General features: G+C 67.0%; 17 protein-coding genes and 1 tRNA gene. 8 read left to right on the top strand and 10 right to left on the bottom strand.

Annotation, left to right across the window (positions count from 1 at the left end; translation table 11 throughout):
* The first annotated feature begins 28 nt into the window (after nucleotides 1-28).
* From ACVN9Z_RS15815 to ACVN9Z_RS15805, 3 genes are all read left to right on the top strand, one after another.
* On the top strand, nucleotides 29-973 hold the full coding sequence (locus tag ACVN9Z_RS15815; protein ID WP_024068282.1) for an AEC family transporter: 945 nt from the start codon (nucleotides 29-31) through the stop codon (nucleotides 971-973).
* A 169-nt stretch (nucleotides 974-1,142) separates the two neighbouring features.
* Nucleotides 1,143-2,366 carry a YeeE/YedE family protein gene (locus ACVN9Z_RS15810; RefSeq protein WP_458212385.1) on the top strand — a complete coding sequence of 408 codons (1,224 nt, stop codon included), beginning with the start codon at nucleotides 1,143-1,145 and terminating at the stop codon, nucleotides 2,364-2,366.
* A 189-nt stretch (nucleotides 2,367-2,555) separates the two neighbouring features.
* Entirely contained in the window at nucleotides 2,556-4,226 is a 1,671-nt protein-coding gene (locus ACVN9Z_RS15805) for an FMN-binding glutamate synthase family protein (RefSeq protein WP_173000944.1), read from the top strand.
* Nucleotides 4,227-4,257: 31 nt separating this feature from the next.
* Here ACVN9Z_RS15805 and ACVN9Z_RS15800 read toward each other — a convergent pair whose 3' ends face one another.
* Together ACVN9Z_RS15800 and ACVN9Z_RS15795 are read right to left on the bottom strand one after the other, a co-directional pair.
* Entirely contained in the window at nucleotides 4,258-5,637 is a 1,380-nt protein-coding gene (locus ACVN9Z_RS15800) for a phospholipase D-like domain-containing protein (protein ID WP_109439312.1), read from the bottom strand.
* 98 nt (nucleotides 5,638-5,735) lie between these two features.
* Complete coding sequence (locus tag ACVN9Z_RS15795) at nucleotides 5,736-6,068, bottom strand: DUF883 family protein (protein ID WP_006388499.1); 333 nt, start codon at nucleotides 6,066-6,068, stop codon at nucleotides 5,736-5,738.
* Between the two features lie 379 nt (nucleotides 6,069-6,447).
* Between ACVN9Z_RS15795 and egtD the strand changes: the two genes are divergently transcribed.
* The 3 genes from egtD (at nucleotide 6,448) to ACVN9Z_RS15780 (ending at nucleotide 8,995) form a co-directional block, all read left to right on the top strand.
* Nucleotides 6,448-7,425, top strand: a complete 978-nt coding sequence (egtD, locus tag ACVN9Z_RS15790; protein ID WP_054471201.1) for an L-histidine N(alpha)-methyltransferase — start codon at nucleotides 6,448-6,450, stop codon at nucleotides 7,423-7,425.
* A gap of 37 nt (nucleotides 7,426-7,462) precedes the next feature.
* On the top strand, nucleotides 7,463-8,779 hold the full coding sequence (egtB, locus tag ACVN9Z_RS15785; protein ID WP_054506900.1) for an ergothioneine biosynthesis protein EgtB: 1,317 nt from the start codon (nucleotides 7,463-7,465) through the stop codon (nucleotides 8,777-8,779).
* Nucleotides 8,780-8,918: 139 nt separating this feature from the next.
* Nucleotides 8,919-8,995 (top strand) — tRNA-Met (locus tag ACVN9Z_RS15780).
* 187 nt (nucleotides 8,996-9,182) lie between these two features.
* Here the strand turns inward: ACVN9Z_RS15780 and ACVN9Z_RS15775 are convergent.
* The 3 genes from ACVN9Z_RS15775 to ACVN9Z_RS15765 form a co-directional block, all read right to left on the bottom strand.
* The gene (locus ACVN9Z_RS15775) at nucleotides 9,183-10,094 is read right to left on the bottom strand and encodes a hypothetical protein (RefSeq protein ID WP_049050697.1); all 912 of its coding nucleotides are present in this window, start codon (nucleotides 10,092-10,094) and stop codon (nucleotides 9,183-9,185) included.
* A 159-nt stretch (nucleotides 10,095-10,253) separates the two neighbouring features.
* Complete coding sequence (locus ACVN9Z_RS15770; RefSeq protein WP_006388491.1) at nucleotides 10,254-10,445, bottom strand: hypothetical protein; 192 nt, start codon at nucleotides 10,443-10,445, stop codon at nucleotides 10,254-10,256.
* Between the two features lie 129 nt (nucleotides 10,446-10,574).
* Entirely contained in the window at nucleotides 10,575-10,829 is a 255-nt protein-coding gene (locus tag ACVN9Z_RS15765; RefSeq protein WP_053500134.1) for a hypothetical protein, read from the bottom strand.
* A gap of 247 nt (nucleotides 10,830-11,076) precedes the next feature.
* Here ACVN9Z_RS15765 and ACVN9Z_RS15760 point away from each other — a divergent pair, with 247 nt between their 5' ends.
* On the top strand, nucleotides 11,077-11,268 hold the full coding sequence (locus ACVN9Z_RS15760; RefSeq protein WP_006388489.1) for a hypothetical protein: 192 nt from the start codon (nucleotides 11,077-11,079) through the stop codon (nucleotides 11,266-11,268).
* A gap of 18 nt (nucleotides 11,269-11,286) precedes the next feature.
* On the opposite strand, the gene yddG is transcribed toward ACVN9Z_RS15760, so the two are convergent.
* Nucleotides 11,287-12,195, bottom strand: a complete 909-nt coding sequence (gene yddG / locus ACVN9Z_RS15755; RefSeq protein ID WP_026384168.1) for an aromatic amino acid DMT transporter YddG — start codon at nucleotides 12,193-12,195, stop codon at nucleotides 11,287-11,289.
* A 171-nt stretch (nucleotides 12,196-12,366) separates the two neighbouring features.
* Between yddG and ACVN9Z_RS15750 the strand changes: the two genes are divergently transcribed.
* Nucleotides 12,367-12,657 (top strand): 6-phosphofructokinase, encoded by a 291-nt coding sequence (locus ACVN9Z_RS15750; RefSeq protein WP_238878725.1) that lies wholly within the window; start codon nucleotides 12,367-12,369, stop codon nucleotides 12,655-12,657.
* A 5-nt stretch (nucleotides 12,658-12,662) separates the two neighbouring features.
* Here ACVN9Z_RS15750 and ACVN9Z_RS15745 read toward each other — a convergent pair whose 3' ends face one another.
* The 4 genes from ACVN9Z_RS15745 to ACVN9Z_RS15730 form a co-directional block, all read right to left on the bottom strand.
* A complete protein-coding gene (locus ACVN9Z_RS15745; RefSeq protein WP_238920332.1) occupies nucleotides 12,663-14,240 on the bottom strand; it encodes a sensor domain-containing diguanylate cyclase in 1,578 nt (525 codons plus the stop codon).
* Between the two features lie 335 nt (nucleotides 14,241-14,575).
* Entirely contained in the window at nucleotides 14,576-14,848 is a 273-nt protein-coding gene (locus ACVN9Z_RS15740; protein WP_054484709.1) for a hypothetical protein, read from the bottom strand.
* Nucleotides 14,829-15,359, bottom strand: coding sequence for a hypothetical protein (locus ACVN9Z_RS15735; RefSeq protein WP_458212384.1), 531 nt, complete (start codon nucleotides 15,357-15,359; stop codon nucleotides 14,829-14,831). The genes ACVN9Z_RS15740 and ACVN9Z_RS15735 overlap by 20 nt, the downstream gene beginning before the upstream one ends.
* Nucleotides 15,349-15,810 carry a hypothetical protein gene (locus tag ACVN9Z_RS15730; RefSeq protein ID WP_006388484.1) on the bottom strand — a complete coding sequence of 154 codons (462 nt, stop codon included), beginning with the start codon at nucleotides 15,808-15,810 and terminating at the stop codon, nucleotides 15,349-15,351. Before ACVN9Z_RS15730 ends, ACVN9Z_RS15735 begins: the two co-directional genes overlap by 11 nt.
* Nucleotides 15,811-15,896: the final 86 nt, after the last annotated feature.

Here is a 15,896-nt window from a genome sequence, read left to right as displayed (position 1 = left end):
CCTTTTCGCGCCCCCGCCACCCGCCGCCATGAATGCCGTCATCACCGCCGCCCTGCCGGTCTTCGCGCTGATCCTGACCGGATGGCTGGCGGCGCGCTGGCGCATCCTGGGGCCGGCCGCCACCGACGCCCTGAACCGCTACGTGGTCTACCTGTCGCTGCCGGCGCTGCTGTTCCGCGCCATGACCCAGGTGGACCTGGCGCACATGGCGCATTGGGGATTCGTCGGCGCCTTTGCCGGCGGCATCGCCGTCACCTTCCTGCTGGCGTTCCTGCCGCGCAAGCGTGGACCGCGCGGATTGACCGACCGCGGCATCGAGGGACTGGCCGCCGCCTATGCCAACGCCGGCTATATGGGCATCCCGCTGTGCCTGGCGCTGTTCGGCGCCGAGAGCCTGGCGCCCGCGGCCTTCAGCACGCTGCTGACGGCCAGCGTGCTGTTCGGCTGCGCCATCGCCCTGATCGAGTTCGACCGCCAGCAGGCGCCGAGCCTGGCCGCCACGCTCGCCAAGGTAGGCCGCGCGCTGATGCGCAATCCACTGCTGGCCGCGCCCATGCTGGGCCTGGCGTGGGCCGGCACCGGGCTGGCGCTGCCCGAGGGGCTGGATCGCTACGTGTCGCTGCTGGGCGCGTCGGCCAGCCCGTGCGCGCTGGTGACCATCGGCCTGTTCCTGGCCCAGACCGAATCGGCCAGCTCCGGTCCCGGCGTGCTGCGGCTGGTGGCCGGCAAACTGCTGCTGCAGCCGGCCGTGACCGCGCTGCTGGCGTTCCAGGTGTTTTCCATGCCGCCGCTGTGGGCCTGGACGGCGGTGCTGATGAGCGCCTTGCCGATCGGCACCGGCCCCTTCATGCTGGCGCAGATGTATGGCCGCGACGCGCGCGTGACGTCCCGCGCCATCCTGGTGTCGACCGTGCTGTCGGTCGTGACCGTGAGCCTGCTGGTGGCGTGGATCAGTGCCAACCCGATCATGTGATGGCCAGCGCAGGCCAGCATATAACCATTGGTTATTAAGAAAGCGAGAATTGATTCTTTGAGAAATGTTTGACGCGCTTTAGACTGGACACCACGATGACGGGTGCGGCGACGCGCCCGTTTGCTTTTCCTTCGCCGGATTTCACCTTACCGATCCCCCGGACTCGACCATGAGCACCAACGCCTCCACCCTGCCCCTGCCCTCGGCGCTGCCGCCGATCCAGATCAACCGCAAGCCGCTCTGGATCGCGCTGCTGCTGGTGCTGGCAGGCGCCCTGTACCTGAACCAGACCGTGAGCTGGCGCCAGGGCGCGCTGTGGATCGTCGGCGCGCTGCTGGGCGTGGCGCTGTACCACGCGTCGTTCGGCTTCACCCAGGCCTGGCGCGTGTTCGTGTCGGACCGCCGCGGCGCCGGGTTGCGCGCGCAGATGTTCATGCTGGCCCTCGGCGTATTGCTGTTCTTCCCATTCCTGGCGCAAGGTTCGCTGTTCGGCCAGCCGGTCAACGGCCTGGTCTCGCCCCCGGGCGTATCGGTGCTGCTGGGCGCGTTCCTGTTCGGCATCGGCATGCAGCTGGGCGGCGGTTGCGCCTCGGGCACGCTGTTCGCGGTGGGCGGCGGCAATACCCGCATGCTGGTCACGCTGCTGTTCTTCATCGTCGGTTCGGTCATCGCCACCGCCCACTTCGGCTGGTGGTCGACCCTGCCCGCGCTGGCGCCGACCTCGCTCATCAAGACCTGGGGCCTGGCGCCCGCCATCATCGCCAACCTGGCGGTGTTCGCGCTGATCGCCTGGGTCGCCACCAAGCTGGAAAAACGCCGCCACGGCCACGTGATCTCGTTCGCCTCGCGCACCGCGCGCCCGACGTCGCTGTTGCAGGGGCCCTGGCCGCTGATCTGGGGCGGCGTGGCGCTGGTGGCGCTGAACTTCGCCACGCTGGCGCTGGCCGGCCGCCCCTGGGGCATCACCTCGGCGTTCGCGCTGTGGGGCGCCAAGGCGCTGGACGCGATGGGCGGCGACGTGGCCACCTGGGCCTACTGGAGCAAGCAGGCCGCGCTGGGCGCGCCGCTGCGCCAGGACGTGACCACGGTGATGGACATCGGCCTGATGCTGGGCGCGCTGGCCGCGGCCAGCGCCGCCGGCAAGTTCGCGCCGGTCTGGAAGGTGCCCGCGCGCTCGCTGGCCGGCGCCGTCATCGGCGGCCTGCTGCTGGGCTACGGCGCGCGCCTGGCTTTCGGCTGCAACATCGGCGCCTACTTCAGCGGCATTCTGTCGGGCAGCCTGCACGCCTGGCTGTGGCTGCCGGCGGCATTTGTCGGCAGCGCGCTGGGCGTGCGCCTGCGCCCGCTGTTCGGTCTGGCGGTCGAAAAGACGCCCGCGGCATCCAGCTGCTGAGAAACACTGTTCCAGCAACGGCCCCCTGACCAGGGGGCTTTTTTACGTCCGCGGCCCGCAGAGCCAGCACTGGCGCCGTTTCCACGTCCCCACGCCGGCCCGTGGTGGCTGCCGGGCCGCACGACCCGTTTACCGGTTTTACAGCCGCCCTGGTGTATGGTTGCTGCATTCCGCAATACGGAGATGGACATGCAATGGATTGCCGGCCGCTACACGGCCTTTATCTTGACCCTGGTGGCCGCGGCCGCGACCACCATCCTGGTGTTCACGGATTCGTACTGGTGGCTGTGGGCCGCCGTGCCGCTGGTGCTGTTGAGCCTGCTGGGCGTGTACGACCTGATCCAGACGCGCCACGCCATCCGCCGCAACTATCCGGTGCTGGGCAACCTGCGCTTCCTGTTCGAATTCATCCGCCCCGAGATCCGCCAGTACTTCCTGGAAGACGACACCCAGGCCTCGCCGTTCTCGCGCGCGCAACGCTCCATCGTGTACCAGCGCGCCAAGCGCGAGATCGACAAGCGCCCCTTCGGCACCCAGGAAGACGTCTACGGCGATCGCTACGAGTGGATCAACCATTCCATGTCGCCCACCCATATCGGCGACACCGATTTCCGCGTGACCGTGGGCGGCCCGGACTGCGCCCAACCGTACGCAATGTCCGCCTTCAACGTGTCTGCCATGAGCTTTGGCGCCCTGTCGGCCAACGCGGTGCTGGCGCTGAACGAAGGCGCGCGGCAAGGCAACTTTGCGCATGACACGGGCGAAGGCGGCATCAGCCGCTACCACCGCCAGCCGGGCGGCAGCCTGGTGTGGAACATCGGCTCGGGCTATTTCGGCTGCCGCGACGCACACGGCGCCTTTTCCGAGGAAGCCTTCGTCAGGAACGCCTGTACGCCACAGGTGAAGATGATCGAGATCAAGCTGTCGCAGGGCGCCAAGCCGGGCCACGGCGGCATCCTGCCGGCCGGCAAGGTCACGCCGGAAATCGCCGAAGCGCGCGGCGTGGCGCCCTGGCAGGACTGCAACTCGCCGGCCAGCCATTCGGCCTTCGATACACCCATCGGCCTGATGAAGTTCGTGGCGCGCCTGCGCGAGCTGTCCGGCGGCAAACCGGTGGGCTTCAAGTTCTGCGTCGGCCACCCGTGGGAATGGTTCGCGATCGTCAAGGCCATGCTGGAAACCGGCATCACGCCGGACTTCATCGTGGTCGATGGCGCCGAAGGCGGCACCGGCGCCGCGCCGGTTGAGTTCGTCGACCATGTCGGCACCCCGCTGCGCGAAGCGCTGCGCCTGGTGCACAACACCCTCATCGGCGTGAACCTGCGCGACCGCATCAAGCTGGGCGCCTCCGGCAAGATCATCACCGCGTTCGACATGGCCCGCGTCATGGCCATGGGCGCGGACTGGTGCAACGCCGCGCGCGGCTTCATGTTCGCCATTGGCTGCATCCAGGCCCAGGCCTGCCACACTGGCAAGTGTCCCACCGGCGTCACCACCCAGGATCCGCTGCGCCAGCGCGCCCTGGTGGTGCCGGACAAGGCCGAGCGCGTCGCCAACTTCCACAAGAACACGCTGCACGCGTTGGCCGAACTGCTGGCCGCCGCCGGCCTGACCCATCCCGGCCAATTGCGCCCGCACCACATCGCCCGCCGCATTTCGTCCAGCGAGATCCGGCTGCTGTCGGCGCTGTTCCCCGAACTGGCACCCGGCGAACTGCTGCGCGGCGAGTTCCGCCACCAGGTGTTCCGTACCGGCTGGTCGATGGCGCGCGCCGATTCGTTCCAGCCGACCCACGACATCAGCACCGCGCTGGCGCAGGAACACGCCATGGCGCATCCGCCCCATCCCGCGACGGCCTGAATCGCGCGCAACGCCGCACGGCGCGGCGGCGCTAGAGCCAGCGCTCGAACATCCGTGAAAAGAATTCCATGAAGCGATCATCCACGCCCCGGGCCCGCCAGGCCTCGGGCGTGATGCGCACCGACTCGGCAACATCGCGCTGGAACAGGGCCTCCATCTCGGCGGCAAACTCCGGCCCCAGCACCACCGCGTTGACCTCGTAGTTCAAGGCGAAGCTGCGCCAGTCCATGTTGCTCGACCCGACCGTGGACCAGACACCGTCGACCACCGCGGTCTTGGCGTGCAGCAACGCGTCGCGCCGCTCGTAGAGCTTCACGCCGGCATCCAACAGTTTGCCGTAGTGCGAACGGCCGGCGTTGAACACCAGCGAGGAGTCGCTGAAGCCGGGCAGCACCAGCACCACGTCCACGCCGCGTTGCGCGGCCGCGGCCAGCGCGTCGACAAAGGCCGGGTCCGGCACGAAGTACGCCATGGTGATGTGGATGGATTGCTGCGCGCTCTCGAATGCGGACATCAACGTCAGATAGACGGTGTAGCCATCGCTGCGATCGGGCTGGTTGGCCAGGATCCGCACCCGCGTCGATCCCGACGGCGGCGCGATCGCATCGCCGCCGCCCCGCAGCGGTTCCTTGGCCTGTGATTGCCAGCCGTCGCGGATCACGGCTTCCAATTGCGCCACGGCCGGCCCCTCGATACGCAGGTGCGTATCGCGCCAGGGCGCGGCACGGGCGTCGGCGCGCCGGGCATCGGCGCCACTGCCCACGCCCCCGGAGCCGCCACTCCCGCTGGCCGGCGAAGATGCGTAGACGTCGCTGACGTTGATCCCTCCGAGATAACCCACCTTGCCATCGACCACCAGGATCTTGCGATGATTGCGCTGGTTCGGAGACCAGCCGGCCCGGCTGCCGTTGACGGGGCTCACCGGATTGAACACCGCGACCTGCACGCCCGCGTCGCGCAGGCGCTGGAACAAGGCATCCGGCGTCTTGATGGTGCCCACGGCATCCACCATCAGCGCCACGTCGGCGCCGCGGTTGCGCGCCGCGATCAGGGCTTCGGCGAAGCGCGCGCCTTGCGCGTCGTCGTCGAAGATATACGTCTCCATGTGCACGTAATGTCGCGCCTGCGCGATCGAGCGCAGCATGGCCTGGTAAGTGCCGGGGCCATCGGCTAACAGGCGCACGCGATTGCCGGCCGTCAGGGGCGCGCCGCTGACGGCCTCTTCGACCGCGAGGTGCCGGGCCAGGAAATCACGGTTGGCATTGCGCGGATCCGCCGCGATGGCCTGGCCGCGGCGATAGCTGTCCTGCGCCGCATCGGTGGACAGGCCCGCTTGCGCCTTGCGCGCCGCGCGTTCCTGGGCGTCGGGCACGCTGGCGCAGGCGGCCAGCAGCGCGGCGCAACATGCCAACGCCCACGCTCGCGCCCACCGGCGCCATCCGCGCCCAGGGACGGCCGGTCCGGACCTGCCCGGCGACGGCGCCGCAGGCGGCCTCATGGCATCGCGGCTCAGCGCCGGTTGGCCAGCAGGCAGCAACCCAGCAGCACGCCCACCAGCGTCGCCACGCCGACCGACTTCCATGCATTTTCGTGCACGTATTCATCGGCGTAGGCCTTGGCCCGGCGCGCCCGCTCCCGGGCAGCGCCTTCCCAATCGCCAGCGGATTCACGCGCCTCGGCCAGTTGACGCTTCAGGCGCGTGCGCGCCGCTTCGATTTCGGAGCCGGTATACGAGGCCGTGGAACGCAACAGGTCTTCGGTGCCGGCAAGCAGTTCGTGCAGGCTGTCGCTCACGCGGTCGCGGTGCAGGGCCATTTCGGCGCGTTGGTTCTTTCGATTCATAGTCGCTCCTTATTGCTTGTCGATCGTTGAGCTTCCCGGCTGGCCGCCTGCCCGGCATGGCGCCGGGACCAGGTCGGGCATGCTGCTGCGCCGGGCCATGGAACCATTGTGGCCATTCCCGCCGCGCTGCGCCCGAGCTTTCGCAACCAGCCGTTAACCGATATTTCAGTGGCGCGGCGCTTGCTGAGGAGCTTGCGCCTGGAGGGAACCGTACGCAACGCCATTGGCCGCCAGCCGGCATGGCAGCCTTCCGGGTGCGCGCCCAATTTCGTAAAAGTCCATTGCATTTCAGGGGCTTAGACTTGACACCAGAACCCCTCTGGCGGCCACAATAAGCCTTTGCAATGCGCTTCACCCGCCTCAAAAAGGAACTGAACGCATGGTCTCTCCTTCCGCACTTCTTGCCGACGCCGCGCCGCGATTCCTGGCGCCGCAACCCCAACCCGCCGGCGCCGAGCAGCGCGAACTGCACGCGGGATTGCGCGATCGCCCCGCCCATATCGACCCCAAGTTCCTCTACGATGCGCTCGGCTCGTCGTTGTTCACCGCCATCACGCAGTTGCCGGAGTACTACCCGACCCGCTGCGAAGCCGAGATCTTCGAACGCCATGGCGCGGACATCGCCCGCCACATCGGCCCGGTCCAGGCCATGATCGACCTGGGCGCGGGCGACTGTGCCAAGGCGGAGCGCCTGTTTGCCAGCCTGCGCCCCCGACACTACGTCCCGATCGACATTTCCGCCGACTACCTGCAATCGGCGGTGCGCCGGCTGCGGCTGTCGTATCCCGAATTGCGCATCACGCCGATCGGCCTGGACTTCTCCCAGGCACTGGCGCTGCCGGCCGACATCGCCACGGAGCAGCGCCTGTTCTTCTATCCCGGCTCCAGCATCGGCAATCTCGACCCGGAGGCGGCGCTCGCCATGCTGCGACGGATCCATGTCCAATGCGCCGGCGGCGGACTGCTGGTGGGTGTCGATCGCGTCAAGCCCAGGCAGGTCCTGGAACCGGCCTACGACGACGCCCTGCACCTGACCGCGGCCTTCAACCTGAATCTGCTGCGCCACGTCAATAGCGTGCTGGGCGCGGATTTCAATGTCGATGACTGGCGCCACGTGGCGCTGTTCAACAGCGACCGTTCGCGCATCGAAATGCACCTGGAGGCGCGTCGGGCAACCACCGTCAGCTGGCCCGGCGGCGAGCGTCACTTCGTCGCGGGCGAACGCATCCACACAGAGAACTCCTACAAGTTCAGCCCACCTGCATTCACCCGCCTGCTGCAGGACGCGGGCTATCACAGCATCGAGCACTGGTCGGACGCCCGCGGCTGGTTTTCGGTTTTCAGCGCCCGCGCCTGATGCGGCGCCCCCCCAAACCCGCCACTGGAGGATCGCCATGGAACCTGCCTGCCTGCTGACCCATCCCGCCAACGGCCCCTACGCCGCCGGCCAGGCCGGCCAGCACGACCGGTACGACGCCGTGCGCGCCACCACCACGGCGCTGGCCGCGCCGCTCAGCCCGGAAGACTGCCAGGTGCAATCCATGCCCGACTGCAGCCCGGTCAAGTGGCACCTGGCGCATACCACCTGGTTCTTCGAAACCTTCCTGCTGACCCATTTCCATCCGCCGACCGCGGTCTTCCATCCCCAGTACCGGATGCTGTTCAACTCCTACTACAACGCCATCGGCGCCAAGCATCCGCGTCCCCAGCGCGGCCTGCTGTCACGGCCGCCGTTGGCGGACGTGATACGGTATCGCCAGCATGTGGACGAGGCCATGCATGCGTTGATATCGCGGCTCGGCGGCAACGACCCGGCGTTCGACGCGTTGCTCGAGCTGGGCTTGAACCACGAGCAGCAGCACCAGGAACTGATCCTGACGGATCTGAAGCACATGCTTTCCGCCAATCCGCTCAAGCCTGCCTACGTGGCCGGCGGATCGCCGGCGCTGCCGCCGGGCACGCCGGCCGGCTGGACCCGATACAACGGCGGCGTGGTCCACATCGGCCATGATGGACGCGGCTTCGGCTTCGACAACGAAGGCCCCGCGCACGAGGTGCTGCTGACGCCGTTTCATCTGGCCGACCGGCTCGTGACCCAGCACGAGTACCTGGCCTTCATTCGCGACGGCGGCTACAAACGCCCCGAGCTGTGGCTGTCGCTCGGCTGGGAACGGGTCTGTGCCGAAGGATGGCGCGCGCCGCTGTATTGGGAAGGCCAGCGCGACGACTGGCGCATCTTTACCTTGCGTGGCCTGCAGGAACTGGAGCTGCAGGCGCCGGTCACCCACATCAGCTATTTCGAAGCCGATGCCTACGCCCGCTGGGCCCGGGTACGCCTGCCGCGTGAAGCGGAATGGGAGCATGCGGCGCGCCAACTGCCCGACGAGGCCTGGTCGGCCCGCGCCAACCTGCTGGAGAACGGCCACCTGGATCCGCGGCCGGCCCCCGCGCGGCTCGGCGCCAGCGGACCGGTCCAGTTGTTCGGCGATGCCTGGGAATGGACCGCCAGCGCCTATGATGCCTACCCCGGTTTCAAGCCCGATAGCGGAGCGGTGGGGGAATACAACGGCAAATTCATGTGCAATCAGTACGTGTTGCGCGGCGGCTCCTGCGCCACGCCGCGGGGCCATATCCGTCCCAGCTACCGCAATTTCTTCCCGCCCGAGGCGCGCTGGCAGTTCTCGGGGATCCGGCTGGCACGCGATGCCTGAGGCGCGGCCGGGCGGATGTAGAAAAAAATCTCCGTCTGGTTGCATTCCCAAAAAATTCCGTGCTAGAATTTCGTTCTTCGTTGCCCTGCTCTCTTTTAATAGCGAGCCAGCAGCAATGAAGACGTAGCAATAAAGACGTGGCGCATTAGCTCAGCCGGTTAGAGCGACGGAATCATAATCCGCAGGTCCCCTGTTCGAATCAGGGATGCGCCACCAAAGAATTCAAAGCAAGGCCCGCAAGCAATTGCGGGCCTTTTTGTTTTTGTGTTTTGGGCGGGTGTTTGGGGTGGGTGTTTTGGTTTTAGCCGAGGGGCTTTGATCAACCCGCTTTGATCAACCCGCTTTGATCAACCCTTCCTGGCCAACCAATGTTGGCCGCCCCAAATCCTGGCTACCCCCACAGCTACAGTTTGACCAGCATATCGCGGCGGCGTCCGCCCCAGGTGGCGCACAGGCTCGCGACGAACGCGCCGATCAACATCGACGCGAAGCCCCACAACGCGAACGCCGCAGCCGCCTTGCGCGCTTGGTCGGCCGCCTCGCGGGCTTTCTGCTTGGCGTCATCGGCGGCTTTCCTGGCGTTCTGGATAGTCTGCTCCACGCGTTGCTGCGCCGCCGCGGGATCGATCTGCGCTTGCGCCGCGATCACCTTGGACACGTAGTCGCGATCCGCGGCCGTCATCTCGCCACGCGCCAGGCTCATGGCCACGATACGGCCCACTTCGGCCCTGGCCGCGGCGCGGTCGCCAGTGGCGTCGGGACGTTCGGAACGCAGCAGCACGTCGGTGAAATAATCGCCGGCCCGGTCCATGCCGCCCGCGCCGGCGCCCGCGGCCGCGGTCGCGGTGATGGCGGTGCCCGCCCCGGCGGCCACCGAGGCGCCGGCCTTGGCCGCGCCCGACGCCAACGTGGCGATGGCGGAGCCCAGCAGCGCCGCGCTGACCACGGCGCTCAATGCCCAGGTCAGAAAGCCATGCGCGGTATCGCGGAAGTAGATCTCGTCGCCGTGCACGTCGGCCCACTTGGTGCGCAGCCGGCCGGCGACGTAGCCGCCCACGCCATAGGCCACGATCTGGGTGAACAGCATCCAGGCGATCACGCCTATGCCCACCGCCGGCGCGGACATGCCTTCGCCGCTCCAGGGTGAAACAGACAGAAAGCCCAGCCCGGTGCCGCCAGCGAACAACGCCAGCGACAAGGCGGCGGCGATCACGGCGCCGGCGAAGACCGCCGCCCACGACACGGCGGATATTGCCGATTCGCGCGCATGCATGATGCCCTCGTAGGGGCGGTTGGCCGTATTTGCATTTTCCATGGTTGTTCCTTGTTCATAGTGCGCGGCGCGGCGCGGAGTCGAAACGGCGATCAGTGCCAGAACAGCGCCAGCAGGATGATGATGGGAATGGGCACCCCCAGCAGCCATAGCAGGATGGAACGCATGCAGACCTCCTTGAAATGAATGGAATCCCGGCGCTCAGGCCAGGTCGATCGTGCCGGGCGCGCGCGGATCGGGCGCGGGCGGCGTTATGCCGGGCGCGCCAGGATCATCGGGCGCGTGATTCGGATCCGGTCGCGGATCCTCCGGCGAGGGATCGCCGGGCAGCGGCGGGTCATCGGGTGGAACGTCGTCGGGCGCGCCCGGTGGACGGTGAAGGGATGGGGACATGGCAGTTCTCCTCGACGGCGCCAAGCGCGCCAGCCGATCCGCCAGCAAGCGCCATGCCCGTCCGGCGGACGCAAAAAAACCCTCGAACGAGGGTTTTGCGTGGGAGAGCTGCCGGCGGTGCCTCGGAGATCAACCCCGGCCAGTCTTGCCGTCGCGGGGCGCTTCCATGCCGTCAGAGGCGTCCCGGCCGAGGAATTCCACCACGGCAGCCTTGCCGGCGGCGGAGGCCTCATCCTGGCTGGCATAACGCCGCTCGGAATAATTGGTGCTGCGCACATTGCCGGTTTCCGGTTCCAGCAGCGTGATGATCCAGGCGAATTCACCCGGCATCAATTGCCTGACCTGCAAGGTGGCACGCGTGCCCGGGCGCAGTCGTTGCGGCATCTGGCGATCTCGAAGAGGACTCAAGGCCTTCATCGTAGCGCAAAGCGCGGGCGCCTCGAGCGCCGAAAAATGCTGCGATGCACACCGTTTCAATGCTGCAAGCTGCGCGGCGAAAACGCCACATCATTGGCCGGAACCTGGAAAACCCTAGCGCCATCCCCTCGAAACCAGGCGCACAATCAGATCAAACGTACTAGACCGCGATAGCGGCGCCGCATCCCTTTAATCAGGCGAAGACGGAGACAACATGACTTACGTAGCAGTGGTTATCAGCTGTCTGATGGTTGTGGGTATCGTCGCGTTGGTGATTCAGACGATTCAAAGCGCGGGGTCCGAACCCTGGCTGAAGATATCGGCGGCGATTGTCAGTTCCCTGTTCGCTTCCCTTTTGCTCATTCCGCTCGGTTACGCGGTGGCGCAAACCATGGTTCTGGATTGAACCTCCCACGCCCGGGGATCAACTTCCCCGGGCCGGCCTGCCTCGCGTCGCCGCCCAACAAATCAACGAACCGGCGGTGACCATCGCTACCCCCTGCCAGAAAGTCAGCGTCAGGCGGGTGGATAGCCATATGGCCGCGAAAAATGTCGACAGCACCGGCGTGAAATATGACGCCGTGGCCAGCAAGGTCAGGTTGCCGTTCAGGATCCCCAGGTTCCAGAGCGCGTAGCCCGCGGCCATGGCGCCCGCCGTCACGCACAGTTCCAGCGTGGCGCCGCCGCCGAAGGCCAGCGCGGGTTCCGCGCTCATGCCGTATTTGATCCACAGTACGATCGCAGTCAGCATGAAAAACAATGCCACACCGTTCTTGCCGTCGGCATAGCGTTTGGTCACGTTGCAATAAACGGCCCATATGATGGCCCCGCTAAACGCCAGCCCGTAACTGAGGGGATTGCTGGAAATGTTGGCGACCAGCCGGTCCCAGGAAATGCCGCCGTCGCCGCCCACCACCCAGACGATGCCGCACAGCGACAAAGCGATGCCGGGAACGACCCAGGCGCTGGCACGCTGGCCGTTGATCAGTATCGCCAGGATGACGGTAAAGCACGGCCACAGGTAATTGACGATGCCCAGTTCGATGGCCTGGCCGCGATTGGCGGCGAAACCCAGCGAAAGCGACAGGCAGATTTCGTAGGCGACGAACAGAATGCTGCCGCTGACCAGATAGGAGCGGGGGAACGACCGCAGACGGGGAAACCCCAGCAGCAGGACGAGAAACACCGAACCTACCGTATAGATCAGGGCCGCGCCGCCGATCGGCCCAAAACTCTCGCTGACGCTGCGGATCAGGCCGACCACGGTGCCCCAGAGCACCACGGCCATCAGCCCAAGAAAGGTCGCCGTGTTCCGGCTGGGAGCAAATTGCATTACTTTTTCCGATTGCCCGATGTCCATCCAGGCGCCGCGCCGGGCAACGCGCGCCAGAACGACGCAGTGTAGCGAAACAGGAAAACAGCCGCGGCGGCATCGGCATGCCGGCAAGGAATGCCGGCGCGTGGCGGATCAGTGGAATCACCGACAAGAGGGAGATCAGGCCGCATGACCATCTCAGTACGCAGGCTGACCGACGTGCTCGCCACAACGGCATCAGGCCGACTTTATCGGATCGAAGTGTTCACGCAGCCGGACCGGCAGGACGGACCAGCCACAGGCGACATGACTTTCCGCTACATCCTCAGGACATCGGAGGGAGAGCGTGTCATCGCACTGGACGAGCGGCGCTACCGGCTGCATTCAGGCGAGGTGCTGACTGCCCTCACCCCCGCGCCCCGCCGCCCCCCCTGCCCTCGATCCGCCTTGAAGCAGGAAGGCACGGGGAAGGCAGCATGACGGAGTCAGGGGCCGTCAAAGGCCACGCGCCGCTTGCCCAGGCCCTTGGCCCGGTACAAGGCGACATCGGCCCGCTCCAGCAATTGCAGCATGGTGACGCCGGACTGCGGATAGACCGCGATGCCTATGCTGGCGGAAACCGCCACCTGGATATTGGGATACGGCTGCGACAGGCTTTCGACCAGGGCTTCGGCGACTCCCGTGGCGTCGTCGCCCCCGGCCCCCAGCAGCAGCACGGCGAACTCATCGCCACCTTGCCGCGCCGCCACGTCCGACACCCGGATGGCACGGGCCATGCGGTCGGCCGCCTCTTTCAGCACGGTATCGCCCGCCGCATGCCCATGCCGGTCATTGACCGCCTTGAAGCCGTCCAGGTCGATCGCCAGGATGGCGAACGACTCGCCGCTGCGCTGCGCCACGGCCAGCTCACGCAGCACCAGTTCGCCGAACAGTACCCGGTTGCACAGCCCGGTCAGCGGATCGTAGTGCGCCAGGTGTTGCGCGTGCGCCAGCATGCGCGACGCCTGCAGCAAGGCCGCGCCGACCTCGGCGGCCTCCTTGACGCGCGTGCCGGGCAGTTCGACGCTGCGGCCTTCACCCAGCGCCAGAGCCGGTCCGACCAGGCCCTGCACCGCCGAGGTCAGGCGGTTGGCCAGCCGCAGGGCCAGCCACAGACCCAGCCCGAAGGCTACCAGCGTGCCCAGCACCAGCCAGGCGATGGAACGATACAGATCGGTCGTCACCAACGTCATCGGCGCGCCGGCCGCGACCGTCCAACCGGTCAGGCTGGATCGGCTGAACGCGGTATAGACCGGGGTGCCTTCCTTGGTGATGGTTTCCAGCGAGCCCTCGTTTTCCATCTGCACGGCGTGCGCCAATGCCGGCACCGCCTTCTGCCCGACAAAGCGCTCCATGTCGCGGGTACGCGCGATGATGGTGCCGCTTTTGTCCAGCACCGCCGCCACCCAGCCGTCCGGCAGTCCCCGACGTCCCAGCACATTGCCGATGCGCTCGGGCGACAGGCCCACGTTGAGGCTGTAGATGACGTCGTCGCCGCGCACCACGGGGACACCCAGCGCAATGGTCGGACTGCGGCCGACGGCGCTGGTGAACAAGCCGCTCAACACCGGTTCGCGCGCGCGGAAAACGCGCGCCAGCTCTTGCGCCACGCCCGATGGCGGCAGTTCGGTGCCGTAGGGCACCAGGGTATTGACGAGCTGGCGACCGGACCTGTCCGTCAGGACATAACTGTCGATGACCTGGAACTTGATGGCTTCGCGGGCACGCTGGTGAAATCCGGCCATGTCGCCGCTGAGCAGGTCTGGCGATGATGCCAGCATCTGCAAGCCGGCCTCGACCCCGGTCATTTCGCGATCGAGGATGGCAGTGAGGTTGCGCGCCAGGAAAATCGTGTCGCGAAAAATCCGCTCTTTCTGGATCAGATAGCTTTCGTAGACGGCGATCGAGGCCACCACCAGCGCCGGCGCGATACAGGCGACCACCAGCCCAAGCAGGCCGGTGCGCATCGAATACCGGTGCTTGGAACGGACCCGCGCAGCGGCCAGGCTTTCGCCATCAGCCATGTTGTTTTTCCCGGCCGCGCCACCGCGCGGGACAACACGTTTGCCGATACTGCATTCTCTGACCCATTGCGCCTCTCCTGGAAAAGCCAACCGCGCCTCGGGCGCGGGTTGGCGAAAAACCAGAAATCATTGCAGAACCAGACCGCGGCATACTCATCCATCGCCTGCCGGGAGCCAGGTTCCCGACGGCAAAAATCCGCGTCCCCAATTTACCTCAAAAACAAAGCCGGGCCACCATTTCATTATGCTCGAGCACCTGCCGGCGAATGTTCGGCGGCGTGGCGTCGACCTCGGCGGCGGAATTGAAATATACCGGCCGGGCATGCTCGCAATACTCAATCCCGGTCCTCGGGGGAAGCGGCGCGCACCCACCCAGACTTGAGGCGATCAGCCACGGCATCGTCATCGCTGCGAGCCACTTTATCCCGCACATCCCTGGCCTCCTTGCGGGCCTGGCCGGCCCGCTCCTGGAGGCGGGCCGCACTGTCCGAGCGTTCCTGCGCCCGGCCCATGGCCCGCCCCCGCCAATAAACCCCGGCGATGGCGGCCAGGCCCGCCAGCACTGCCGCCATCAAGCCGAGGCCCCGCTTAATCCATTGCTGCAACATGCGTCGCGCTCCTGTCTACCCGCGCCCGGACGGCCGCAACGGCCTGCTGATACAGGGCGGGCCAACTGTCAGGCTTGGGCTTGCCCGGCCGCCAGGTGCGCAGATACAGCGCCCACGCCGCATTCGTCTCGCCGACCGGCGGCAGCGCCTTCGGATCGGTCCAGAGCAGCAACCGGGCGACGCCGGCCGCCAGCACGTCGTCATGCTCGAGCACGGCGTGGACCGCGTCCGGATCGGCAGCCACGCCGCGCGCCCGGCACAGCGCGGTCAGCCAATCCCTGCTCGCCGCGTGCAGGAACACGCCCCACACACCGCCGCGACTGGCGGGCGTGCCCCTCTCGAACTGCCAGAAACCGCGCGCCGGTCCGCCGATCTGGCGCCGATGCACGAAGCGGCTTTCCTGCAGGCCGATAGCCAGCAGCATGCAACGCGCCTCGCTCGTATCCATGCGCGCCGGCAGTAATGCCATCGCCGGCCGCAGCGCGTGATCCATGATCTGGTCAAGCGTCATGCCTGCCCTCCTTATCCGTTTGGGTATCCATGCCCAGCGTCTTGCGCCGGATCTCCACCGCCCAGTCCACCAGGTCCTGGTTCTGCAGCTTGGCGGTCAGGCGCAGGTAGGCGCCCAGCACCCACCAGGCCGGCAAGCCGGCCAGCAGCATGCAGGGGCCGAGGACGTAGAACATGGCCAGAAGACCGTCCTCGCCCAGCCCGGTGCGCTGCGCCATCCAATAGGCGGACGACATGATGTCGGGCATCCAGGCAATCATGGCGATCGCCAGCAACGGCCCGAACAGAAAAGAACTGACCACCGTGCAAGCGGTGCGCGCGACGAATTCGCGCGGCGTGCGCGGCGGCATCAGCAACATGCCGATCAAGGCCGCCATCGCCGCCGGCATGCCGAAGGCCAGCGCGATTTTCAGGGCGGCCCAGCCGCCCAATCCTGTAGATGCCGGTTCCATGGTTACACCGCTCCTGTCGACGGTGCGCATTGCTGCCTCCCGTGAACATCACGGGCGCCGCAATGGCGCACCGGATGGACAAATTG

It is taken from the genome of Achromobacter sp. KK8, from assembly GCF_054188005.1.
This window is presented reverse-complemented; position numbering and strand designations above follow the sequence as displayed.